Source organism: Chthonobacter albigriseus (assembly GCF_013839445.1).
Classification (GTDB): domain Bacteria; phylum Pseudomonadota; class Alphaproteobacteria; order Rhizobiales; family Pleomorphomonadaceae; genus Chthonobacter; species Chthonobacter albigriseus.
In genome coordinates, this window is the sequence record NZ_JACDIT010000002.1 from 442494 (window position 1) to 454198 (window position 11705).

An 11705-nucleotide genomic window follows, 5' to 3' on the forward strand; every position below is an offset into this window, starting at 1 on the left:
GCTCAGGTGCCCTCTTCTTCTGTCGCCGTGGTGGCAGCGGGCGTGATCGCGGGGGCAAGCGTCGGGATGCGGCCGGGCGGCGGGCAGAAGCCGACGCCCGCTTCCTCGGCAAGCTCCGGCTCGGGCGGCAGCGTTCCGATGGGACGGGCGGTGACCCGGTCGTTGCCGCCGGCGAACTGCAGCAGGTGGACCCGCAGCGGCTTCAGCTCTCCGTCGAAAACGCCGGGCGTCTGGTCGACGAAGAGGTTGCCGGAGAGCTCCACCTCGGAGGTGTCGCGTGCCGTGATGCCAACGGTGTTGCGGACGACGGTGTTGCCGTGAGCAGCGAAGGAGGCGATCCGCAGATAAGGATCCTCTTCCAGGTTGCGCAGCTCGCCGCCATCCGTGGCGGCCAGATCGGCGACGTAGGACTCGATCCCCGGCCCGTTGTTGGCGGCGACGTGGTTGCGCTCGACGAGCACCTTCCAGCTGTTGCGGATCTTGACGCCGCTGCGGCCGTTGTCGACGAAAGCGTTGTTGGCGATCAGCAGGCACGGGCTCTCATAGACGGTCATGCCGTCCTGGGCGTTGCCGATGGCGGTGTTGGCGTAGATCCAGTTCAGCGACGACCGGCGGTCCATCATGATGCCGGAGCCGGCGTTGTCGAAGGACACGTTGCCGATGAGGTGACTGTGCTCCACGTCGCGCGAGAAGATCGCGCCGTGCTTCTTCATGGTGCCGTAGAGCGTGTTGTAGGCCATCACCAGCCGCTGGGAGCGGTCGTGCGGGTCCAGGCCGTAGACGATGCTGTCGCGGTACTCGTTGCCCACCACGAGCACGTCGTCGGCCTCGTAGGTGTAGAAGCCGTAGAGCAGGTTGTCGAAGGAGGAGTCCACGAACAGGCCGCGCGGGCGCGGCAGGTTGCTGGTGCGCGAGCCTTCCTTCGGACCGGACGAGAGCGTGATGCCGTAGGACTTGCCGGCGGAGTAGCCGAGGCCGAGCAGCCGCGAGCCGGCGATGAAGGTCTCGCTGCCGGACCAGGTGGTGATGAACGGCCGGAACTGGTGCTTGGTTTCGTAGGTGGCGAGCGACGGCCCGCGCTTCGCCTCGTCCCAACCGACAAGGCTGGTGTCGACCAGGAACAGCTTGCCGGCGTTGATGATGAAGGCGCCGGCGGAGGCGGAGATGCGGAACTCCGGCGCGTCCTGGCCGGACAGTACGAGGGTCGCGTCCGGACCGATGACGAGCGGCACGCGCAGCGTATAGACGCCGTCGATGCGGACCAGCTGGCTGCCGCTCGAGGTGTCGATGGCGTGCAGCAGGTCGCGGGCGGTGAAGACGCCGTTGGTCAGGTAGATGAAGGTCGGGTTGATGGTGCCCTGGGTCTTGAAGATGTGCTCGCGCGCCGTCGTGCCGACCACGTCCTCCAGGAACTTCGAGTTGAAGCGGTTGAGCTGGGTGAAGCGGTTGAGGCCGGCGAGCGACAGTTCGGACACGCCGGGCAGCGGCACCGGTACCATCCGGCGGACCGTGTCGGCGGTGGCCGAGATGTCGGGTACCGTGTGGACCAGCGTCGGCGTCGTCAGCGTCACGCCGGCGCCCGTGGTCAGGCGCATGCCGGCGGCCTGGAGGATGGCAGGCGCGTGCTCGTCGGCGGACTGGTTGCCGCCCGACGCGGGTACGTGGCGCGAGGCGATGCGGCCGTCCACGTCCAGCTTGGCTGCCTGGATCTCGGCAACGGCGCGGAAGGCGCTGATGCGGACGCGGTAGTCGGAGAGAGCGCGGATCTTCTCCAGCGAGGCGCGGAGTTCGGAGCCGCGCACCGCCTCCACCACGGCTGCGGCGGTCTCGCGTTCGTCACCGCCGAAGGGCAAGGCGCGGAGGTCTGCCGCGTGTTCTTCGATGGTCGCCGGGGCGACAGTCGGCTCGGCGACCTCGGCCAGGGCGGCGCGTGCCTCGGCGACGGCATCCGGGGTTGCGGCCGCATCGGCGATGACGCGGTCGGCAACGGAGCGGGCGATCAGGTCGTAGCCGACCTCGGCCAGTTCGCGGGCGATCGTCGCCTCGTACCGAGGGCGCGCCGCGGTCAGCATCAGGCGGGCGGTGTCGAGCGCGGCGAAGCTGCGGCGCTGGGCGACCTGCGCCTCGGCGATGGCGGCAAGCGCCTTGTCCTGCGCCTCGGCGTCCGGCGCGGACGAAGCGATCAGCATCGCCGCCTCGTCCTCCATGCGCTCCACGGCGATGGCCTTCAGCTCGTCCAACGCCATGGCGTCGCCTGCACCCAGCATCGGCCAGACCGCCGCGGCAACCGGGGTCTTTGCGGCCCGGACGTCATCCAGAAGGGAGACGGGGCCTGCGCCGATCCGGCGTGCAACGGCGCCGATGGCCTCGGCGCGGCGGTTGCCGTCCGTGAAGCCGGCGAGCGCCGCCGAGACGATGCCCAGGGTCTTGGAGGCGTCGCCCGCCGTGGCGAGTTGGAGGACGTCGGCAAGGGCACGGTCACGTTCCTCGCCGGGAGCGATGTCGCGGGCGGCACGCTCGGCGAGCTGGCCGTAGCGGATCGCGCGGTCGACGTTGCCGATCGCCTGGTGCGTGCGGCCGATGCGGATCAGTGCCTCCACCTTGGCGGAGGGATCGGAGATGTCGGCCGACAGCCGGTCGAGGTCGGCGAAAGCCGCCGTCAGGTCGGCCGGGTTCAGGGCGCCGGCGCGCACCCAGTCGGATTCGGCCGCGACGGCGCGGCGGCTCAGCCGGTCGCGATCGATGCCGCGGGTGGCGAGCCCCAGAAGCGCACGCTTGGCGGCCTTGGTGATGGCGTCGGTGCGCGGGTCCGGCGACGCGGGACGGCGAGCGACCGTCTCGATCACCGACAGGTCCTCCAGCGACGATTGCAGAGCGCGGAGGGTCTCGCCCGGAGAGGCGGCGCCGGCCTCCGCGCGGCGCGCGATGCTTTCCGCCAGACGGTCGATCGCCGGTCCGTCGAGACTGCCGATCGAAACGATCGCCGACCCGGACGCGGCCGGGACCGGCGTCTGCGCGCCGACAGGCGCGGCAAACACCAGCGCCCCGGCGAGGGCGGCGATCGAAGCGGTGCGCAGCATAATCATGAGCATCGGTTCAAGGCTCTCGGTCTGGTCAGGGAAGCCGGTCGCCCTTGGGCGACACGGGGGCGGCGGCAGGCGAAGCCGCGGCGGCTGCGCTGGCGAGTTCGGTGGAGCTGGCGAGGTCCGACTTCGGACCGCCGGCCTCCGTGGGCGGGGCAACCTCGAAACGGACCGCGACCGCCTGGCCGATCTGGCTGGTCAAGTCGCGGGTGGTGTCGATCCGGACACTGACGCGGGAGGTCTCGGTCGCCTCGGCCACCGGCTGGATGCTGGCGGCACCGACGTCGACCACCTCCTGCGACCCATCGGCAAAGCGCAGTTCGGCGCGCACGCCCTGGGCGACGCGAACGGCGTCGGACGTGCGGACGCTGGCGATCACAAAGGGATGCGCGTCCGGCGGCGTGACAACGAGCACCGGCTGGCCCGGCCGCACCTTCTCGCCGGCGCGGACCAGCACCTGGCTGACCGTGCCGCCGATCGGAGCCGCCGAGGCGAGTTCGTAGCCGGAGCCGGTCTGGACGCCGAACACCGGCTCGCCGGCCTGGACGTCGCGCTTGTCGGTGAGGAAGACGACGCGGCCGCCCTTCTCCGCCTTCACCACCTCACCGCCTGCCGCCACGCGGGCGACGTCGGCGGTGAAGGTGAAGAGGCGGCTGTTCAGCTCGAATCCGACGACGAAGGCGAGCACGACGGTCGCCACCATGAAACCGACGTTGAGCCGGCGGCTCTTGCGCTTCTGGACGACATGCCGCGACGTGCGCCGGTTTGGCAGCCGCTCCAGCGCAAGGGCGTGACGGAAGCGGCGGCGCCCTTCGTCGCGGGCGATGCGGGCGATCACCTGCAGCGCGTTCGCCGGGGCGATCACGCGGTAGCCGAAACGCTCGGGTGCGTCGCTGCCGGCCACCCGCTCGACGATGCAGGAGAGGGCCGCGCCGACCGGTCCATCGGACATCAGCAGCTTGGCGCCGAAGCGGCCGGTCGGCGTGCCGATCTCCTCTCGGATGAAGACGATGCCGCCTTCCGAGCCGATGATGCGGGCGCGGCGGTCGCCGGCCTGGATCGTCAGAACGGGCTTGTCCGTTTCGGGGGCGCTGCTGATCGACATGCCTGCTCCGTTCCTCATTCGGCCGCGATCGCGGCGTCGAAGCCGCGCGGCGGATCGGACACCTCGACGAGATCGTCCTCGCCGAGGTAGGCGCCATGCTCCACCACCACGACATGGGCCGGCAGGCGGCCGGGATTTCGCAGGCTGTGGACCGCGCAGTCCGGCACGTGGACCGACTGGTTCTGGCGCAGGAAACGTGCGACGCCGTCGATGACGACCTCAACAGTCCCGGCGACCACGGTCCAGTGCAGGCTGCGGTGGTGGTGGTAGCGGGCCTTCAGCTCGTGGCCGGGGTTGAGCACGAGATGCTTAACCTGGAAGGTGTCGTTCGCCGTCACCTGGCGGGTGGTGCCCCAGGCGTGCTCCAGCGTGCGGGTGGTGGTCGCCTCCGGCCGGTCGGCGCGGTTCAGCTGCTTGACCAGGTCCTTGACGTTCTGCGAGCCCTCGATGGAGGTGATCATCGTCACGTCTTCGGTGTCGATGACCGCCAGGTTGGAAACCCCGGTGATGGCGATCAGGCGGCCGCCGACGGACTGGACGAGGCAGTTCTCCGTCCGGTCGACAATGGCGTCGCCGACGACGGCGTTGCCCTTGTCGTCGCGGGCCGAGACGTCCAGGACAGCGGCCCAGGAGCCGACGTCGTTCCACGCGGGATCGCAGGGGGCGACCGCCACCACGTCGCTCTTTTCCATGACGGCGTGGTCGATGGAGATCTCCGGCGCGCTGGCGAAGGCCTCCAGGTCGAGCATCAGGCGACCGTCGACCGTGCGGGCGTGCAGGAAGGCGCGCATCACCGCGCCGGCCACTTCGGGCGCATGGCGGTTGATCTCGTCCAGCAGCGTCGCCGCTGTGAACAGGAAGATGCCGGCGTTCCAGACGTGGCGGCCGCCGCCGAGGTAGGCCTCAGCCACCTCACGGCGGGGCTTCTCCACGAAGCTCTCGACGCGGAAGACGCCGTCGACGCCCTCCATGCCGCGCTCCACGGCGATGTATCCGAAGCCCGTCTCCGCGTGCGTCGGGCGGATACCGAACGTCACGATGTGGCCGGCCCGGGCGACGGGGATCGCGGCGGCGACGGCGCGGTGGAAGTCGGCGGGCGCGGCCATCAGGTGGTCGGCCGGCGCAGCGAGGATCAGCCGGTCGGGGTCGCCGTCGCCGATCGCCAGGGCCGCGGCGGCGAGCGCCGGAGCGGTGGAGCGGACGGTCGGTTCGATGACGACGCCGCCGAGCTCCACGCCGATCTCGGCGGCGTGGGCCTCGCCGATGCCGGCGCCGCGCTCGCCCGTCAGCAGCCACGGCCGGCCGTAGGTCGGGCCGGTGAAGCGCTGAAGGGTCTGCTGCAGCAGGCTGAAGTCGCCGCCCAGCTTGTGGAACTGCTTCGGCTTGTCGGTGCGCGACAGCGGCCAGAGCCGAGTGCCGGTGCCGCCGATCATGATGGCGGGGGTGACGAGGGTCATTGCGGTGGTCTCCTCGGTCGGGAATTGCATCAGCCGGCCTGGCGGACGGCGTTGACGGCGCGGGTGAACAGGCCGCCGAGCCAGTGACCGACGTCGCCTATCCCGTCGGCGAGCGCGGACGAACCAGACGTGTCGAACCAGACGTTGACGGGCTGGCCGATGGCGGACGCGTCGATGTCGCGGCCGGGATCGAGCTCGATGATGGCGCGGTTGCCGCTGTCGACGCCGGCGCCGGCACCGAGCACCGCCGGCTGGAAGCGGACGGCGGCGACGGATACCTCGACGCCGTCGAGGTACTGGATGCGGGCTTCGGCGCCGGACGACAGGCGGTCGAGCTGGTCGTAGTCGACGGCCGCGGCGATCAGCGGCTCGGTGTTGGCGCCGACCAGCGTCACGACGGTCTGGCCGGGGCGGACGACGGCGCCTTCCTGGACGGCGGCGCTGAGCACGCGGCAGTCGCAGGGGCTCATCACCGGGGTGACCGCGCCGGTCGCGTCGGTGAGCTCGAAGGCCACCGCGCCGGCAGCGATCTCGCCGGTGCGGACGACCTTGGTCACCTGCCCCGCCGCCTGCGGCGCGAGCACCATCAGGTCGCCCGTGATCGTCGCCATGGAGGGGCGGACGATGTAGAGGCGGTCGTAGATGTTGGAGCCGACGAAGGCGAGGATGCCGCCCATGACGCCGACGATCACCGCGTAGGATGTCGCGCGGCTGGCGATGCGGCCGGCCTTCTGGCGCATGGTCTCGACGACGGGGGCGGCCGCCTTGCCGCCGCGAGGCGCCATCATGCTGTCGCGCTTGGATACCTCGAGCAGTTCGCCGCCATCGACAATCTCGCCGGCCAGGTAGCTATCGACGACGAACTGGATCAGGTTCAGCTGGCGGTCCGTCATGTCGACGAAGCGGAAGCCGACGCGGCGCTTGGCGCGGTCCACATAGCGGATCTCGCCGTTGGCACGCATCGTCAGGCTGAAGCCCTCGAAGCCGAAGCAGAGCGCCAGCTGGTGGACGGTGCCGGTGCCGACGTCGAGGTCGATGTTCTCGACGCCGACGCCGCCGACGGACCAGTCCGCCGCGTCGTATACCGTGCCGTTGAAACGGACCTTGAGGGGAAGCTTGTAGCGCGTGTGCTGACGCTGGACCTGGGCTTCATGAACAAGTGCTGTCATCGGCATTCTGCCTCTCACCTTTCAACCGGCTGACCACCGGCGCGCGTCAGCGCAATTCGAGCACGCCCGCGGTGACCGACACGGCGGTCAGGAACAGGGCAACGGCAAAGACGTTCATGAAGAGCGAAGAATAGGTGTTGTATCTCGCTCTCCACGCGGAGACGTTCCGCTTGGAAACTGTGTTCTGGCGCGTCCACTTCTGCCGATCGAGACGGAAGAAGATGTAGACCTTCATCAGCGATCCGAAGATCTGGTTGAAGAAGATCAGGAACGGGTAGGAGATCGAGACGCGATCACGCACCGAGAGGAGGAACAACGTCATGACGTAGCGCGACGTCAGTACCCAGATCAGGTAGAAGACGAAGGCGAACGGGTTGACGAAGAGCGTACCCACCAGGGCGAAGGCGACGCCGGTCAGGCAGGTCCACATGGACAGGCGCTGATCGAGGATCGCCCACCAGGTGAAGAACCCCAGCCGGTGCGGACCGAGGGCGATCGCCCGGCCGTTGGTGCGCAGCATGTTGCCGAACCAGCGGACCATCAGCATGGCGGCGCTGTCGACGAAACCGTTGGCTGGCGGCTGCTCGATGGTCTCGACGATGACGTCGGGAACGTAGAGCATCTGGTAGCCGCGCTGCAGCAGCCAGTACCAGCTGGACTTGTCGTCGCCGGTCAGGAACTTCACGCGGCCCAGGCGCCAGTGGTCGATGGCGTCCTCCTGGACGTGTTCGATGAAGTCCGGATCGCAGGCGATGCGGGCGCGGAACATGGACATGCGTCCGGTCAGCGTCAGCACGCGGCGCGACAGCCCCATCGAGCACATCAGGATCTGGCGCTGGGCGAAGCGCAGCGAGTACCACTCGCGGAAGATCTCGCGGCCTTCCACTTCGCAGATCTCGTCGGTGGTCAGCGCGCCGACCTCCGGGCCGAGCTGGAAGAAGGGAGCGCACTTGGCGATGAGGTCCTTCGGCACGATGCTGTCGCCGTCGATCACCGCCACCGTGTCGTTCTCGCCTGGGTCGCGGGCCTGGATGGCCCGGAAGCCGTGGGCGAGCGCGTCGCGCTTGCCGCTGCCGGCGATGCGGACGAACACCAGTTCCACGCCGGGCTTGTCGCCCACCGTCAGCTCGAACACCCGCCGGATGATGCGCTGGTCGCCCATCTCGACGATGGAGGCCACCACCGTGGCGCCAGCCGGGGCGGCAAGCGCCGCCTCGAAGGCCGCCCGGTAGACCCGCATCGTCGTGTTGGCGTCGATGCGGAAGCTGGTGATCAGCAGGAAGGCGTGGCCGGGGGCCGCCGCCGACCGGGCGATCGCCTCCCGGCGCATGGCCGGGAAGGTGATCGTCCGGAACCAGATGGAGCGGACGAAGTGGAGAATACCCCACCCGTAGCGCCACATCCCGATCAGGCCGACGGCGAGAAGGACGCCCTTCTCCTCGGCGTGGAAGGCATTTTCCGGAAGGGCCAGGGCGAGCGCGGCTACGAAGAGAACGTAGGCCGCGTGCGCCCAGGCGCTTTCCAGGGCCTTACCAGCAGATGCCCTGGTATTGGCCATTCAGCCGCTCCCTGCCTTCCATGCGGACGAGGTCGATGACCTTGAGGTCGTCCTTGTCGCTTTCCATCACCTTCGTCGCGGCGCGGTCGTGGTTGCCGATGACGATGGTGTCGGCGCGGCTCATGACCTCGTCGATGTCGTCGGTCACGAAGGCCGAGAGGTGGCCGATGGTGGAGCGGTTGTAGCCGTTGCCGTGCATGCGCTTCACGTTCGGGTCGTAGATCGTCAGATCGTACCCTTTGCCGTGCAGCTGTTCGGCGAGCGCCACCAGCGGGCTTTCGCGGAGGTCGTCCGTGTCGGCCTTGAAAGTGAGGCCGACCATGCCGACGCGCTTGTTGCCGCTCTCCTCGACCAGCTTGAAGGCGCGGTCGAGCTGGACGTTGTTGGCCGCCATGGCCGCGTCCAGGATCGGAGTGACGACGTCCTGCTCGCGGGCCTTGTAGCGCAGCGCCCGGAGATCCTTCGGCAGGCACGAGCCGCCGAAGGCGAAGCCCGGCTTCATGTAAGCCGTCGAGATGTTGAGGCGGGTGTCGGAGCAGAGGATGTCCATCACCTCGTGCCCGTCGATGCCGACCGCCTTGCAGATGTTGCCGATCTCGTTGGCGAACGAGATCTTCACCGCGTGCCAGCAGTTGTTGGTGTACTTCACCGCCTCGGCCGTCCGGACGTCGGTGATCACCGGCGTGGTGGGCAGGTGGGCGTTGAGGGCCTTCAGGCGCTCCGCCGTCTTCTCGTCGGCCAGGTAGCGGCCGATCACGATGGCGCCGGGCTTGTAGTAATCCTTGATCGCGGTGCTTTCGCGCAGGAACTCCGGGTAGTAGCCGATCCCGAAGTCGATGCCGGCGCGCTTACCGGAGGCCGCTTCCAGGGTCGGGATCACCAGGCTCTCCATGGTGCCCGGCAGGATGGTGGACCGCATGACGACCGAGTGGAACGCGTCGGTCTTGGCCAGCGCCTTGCCGATCTCCTCGCAGGCCATCTTGACGTAGCCGGTGTCGAGCGAACCGTTGGCACGGCTCGGCGTTCCGACGCAGACGAGGGACAGCTCGCTGGCGTGGACCGCCGCTTCCGCATCCGACGTCGCCCGAAGCGAGCCGTTGCGGATGGTGCGTTCGATGATCTCGTCGAGGCCCGGTTCGACGATGGGGGAGCGTCCCTGGTTGAGGGCGTCCACCTTGTCGCCATTCGGGTCGACGGCGGTGACGTCGTTTCCGTCCGCCGCCAGGCAGGCGGCGGAGACCGCGCCGACATATCCGATGCCGAAGATACTGACTTTCATGTTTCCCTCTCTCGTCACGCAACACAAAGTCGCTCGAGGTAAAGTCCGGCCGTGCGCCGAAGTGATCACCGCGGCGTGGCTGAATAGGTTGGGGTCGGTCAGGGTCGGTCTTGATCTTCGTTCGGCCATTGCGGCCGATACCGACTTCTCTACATCCGTTCGACTGGCGATCGCTCAAGTCGCCGTCTGGACCAGCAAAACGCTAAGTGAAATCGAGATGCTGCTCAAGACGCAAAGTCGCATTAGCTCGACCAAATAATGTGCATGCGTTTTGCTTCGTTTACCGCCGGTTAATTCGATCTCACACGGCGATTAATTCTAGTATTACACTTCCGCTATTTTTAAGGAACTCCAGTGGAGACACGCAAACAGCAAAAACGGGAGGTGCGGTTTTGGTCGACTGTCTTTGCTGTCCACCGCCCGAGATGTCGATTGCCATCCGAGGGCCATCTTCTGCCCCCCATTTGGCCGAGAAGCAGAGTTCAAGGACATGCATCTTGCTGACGGCAAGATCTTGTTAGGAACTGCCGCGGCCCCGCAATTTCCTATCTGCGGTTGTATTCGAGGCGCTGCACAGAATTTGAGCGGGCGTTCTTTGCGCGTTGCAACAGAGCTGACCCACCCGACGAGGGCAGCGTGAGCTAGTCGCCAGAACCGACAGGTCCCGGTGATTTTTTGCTAAATTTTTTCGGGAGTTTGTCCGCTTCGGGAACATGTCTCCCCGGTTTTTCCGATCGAGTTCAGCCGGATTTAACCCACTGCCGATCGCCCCCTGCGCGTGGCTTGTTGCATTGCACGCGGCCTTGCAAGCCTGTCTGCGCAGATTCTGACCTGCCGTTTTGAGGACCTGTCCTCGCCCGCCGGTAGAGTCGTTTTTGTGGGTTCCGCATCCCTCGAGGGCGGCAATTCTTGCCCACTACTGACACTCGGCAGTGGCCTGGTCCGGCACCGCGGCGCTCCCCTCGCGGGGCTTCGACCATCCCGAAAGGCCCTTTCCAAGCACGTTCGAACGACCCGATCAAAGCTTTGGAAAGCTTACTGCAAAGCTGCCGAGATCATATAGCGAACCGCCAAACCATTGTTTTCATGCAGTTCTTTCATGGCGGCAAGAGCATTTTAAGGAGTTTGCCTTCAGATTGCCGTTTTTATGCCGTATTTTCGCCACAGCCCGTGCCCAGCCTCCGGGTCGTCGGCACGGGGTATCTGATCACGTCTCCCATCCGTCGACTGGCCGCCGCTCTCGGCCCGTCGACCCGCCGCAGAAATACTTCTGCGGCGGATTCCTATTCTTAAGCCGCTTCGGTTCATCAGAGAGGAGCCTTCATGCTGGCCCGACCAGAGTCGCGCGTGGTGCCCAACACGCTTGCGTTCGAGACGACGCCGCTCGTCAAGCCGACGGGGTTCCGGGAGTATGACGCCCGGTGGTGGTTCGGCCATCCGGCCTCCGACAAGGCGCCGGAGCTCAACCTGATGGGCGTGCAGGCGCTGGGGCTCGGCCTCGGCACCCTCCTCCACGAGCTCGGCAAGCCGCTCGACGTGGTCACCGGCCACGACTTCCGCGGCTACTCCATGGGCATCAAGATCGCCCTCGCCCAGGGCCTGATGGCCGCCGGCTGCACCGTCCACGACATCGGCTTGGCGCTCTCGCCGATGGCCTATTTCGCCCAGTTCGCGCTCGACGTGCCCGCCGTCGCCATGGTCACCGCCAGCCACAACGACAACGGCTGGACCGGCGTCAAGATGGGCTGCGACCGGCCCGTCACCTTCGGACCGGAGGAGATGGGGCGGCTGAAGGAGATCGTGCTGGCCGGCCGCTTCCGCCAGGCCGGCGGCGGATCCTACCGCTTCGTGGAAGGCTTCCCGGCCACCTACGCCGACGACCTCACGCGCGGCAAGCAGCTGAAGCGCAAGCTCAAGGTCGTCGCAGCCTGCGGCAACGGCACCGCGGGTGCCTTCGCCCCCGCCATCCTCCGGGCGCTCGGCGCCGAGGTGATCGAGCTCGACTGCGACCTCGACTACACCTTCCCGCGCTACAACCCCAATCCGGAAGACAT

At 67.6% G+C, this 11705-nt stretch carries 7 protein-coding genes; 1 reads left to right on the plus strand and 6 read right to left on the minus strand.

What is annotated here, in order from left to right:
* Positions 1-2: 2 nt before the first annotated feature.
* The 6 genes from HZ321_RS10195 to HZ321_RS10220 are packed head-to-tail and all read right to left on the minus strand — an operon-like array spanning position 3 to position 9651.
* The gene (locus HZ321_RS10195; RefSeq protein ID WP_181702175.1) at positions 3-3092 is read right to left on the minus strand and encodes a right-handed parallel beta-helix repeat-containing protein; all 3090 of its coding nucleotides are present in this window, start codon (positions 3090-3092) and stop codon (positions 3-5) included.
* Between the two features lie 22 nt (positions 3093-3114).
* Positions 3115-4188 (minus strand): HlyD family secretion protein, encoded by a 1074-nt coding sequence (locus HZ321_RS10200; RefSeq protein ID WP_181702176.1) that lies wholly within the window; start codon positions 4186-4188, stop codon positions 3115-3117.
* A gap of 14 nt (positions 4189-4202) precedes the next feature.
* Positions 4203-5645, minus strand: coding sequence for a mannose-1-phosphate guanylyltransferase/mannose-6-phosphate isomerase (locus HZ321_RS10205; protein WP_181702177.1), 1443 nt, complete (start codon positions 5643-5645; stop codon positions 4203-4205).
* Positions 5646-5674: 29 nt separating this feature from the next.
* The gene (locus tag HZ321_RS10210) at positions 5675-6814 is read right to left on the minus strand and encodes an alginate biosynthesis protein Alg44 (RefSeq protein ID WP_181702178.1); all 1140 of its coding nucleotides are present in this window, start codon (positions 6812-6814) and stop codon (positions 5675-5677) included.
* Positions 6815-6860: 46 nt separating this feature from the next.
* Positions 6861-8372: a glycosyltransferase gene (locus tag HZ321_RS10215; RefSeq protein ID WP_181702179.1), complete on the minus strand. Its 1512-nt coding sequence runs from the start codon at positions 8370-8372 to the stop codon at positions 6861-6863.
* Complete coding sequence (locus HZ321_RS10220) at positions 8344-9651, minus strand: nucleotide sugar dehydrogenase (protein ID WP_181702180.1); 1308 nt, start codon at positions 9649-9651, stop codon at positions 8344-8346. Before HZ321_RS10220 ends, HZ321_RS10215 begins: the two co-directional genes overlap by 29 nt.
* Positions 9652-10974: 1323 nt before the next feature.
* Here HZ321_RS10220 and HZ321_RS10225 point away from each other — a divergent pair.
* Positions 10975-11705, plus strand: a 731-nt coding sequence (locus tag HZ321_RS10225) for a phosphohexomutase domain-containing protein (RefSeq protein WP_483295037.1), incomplete at its 3' end; no start/stop codon positions are given.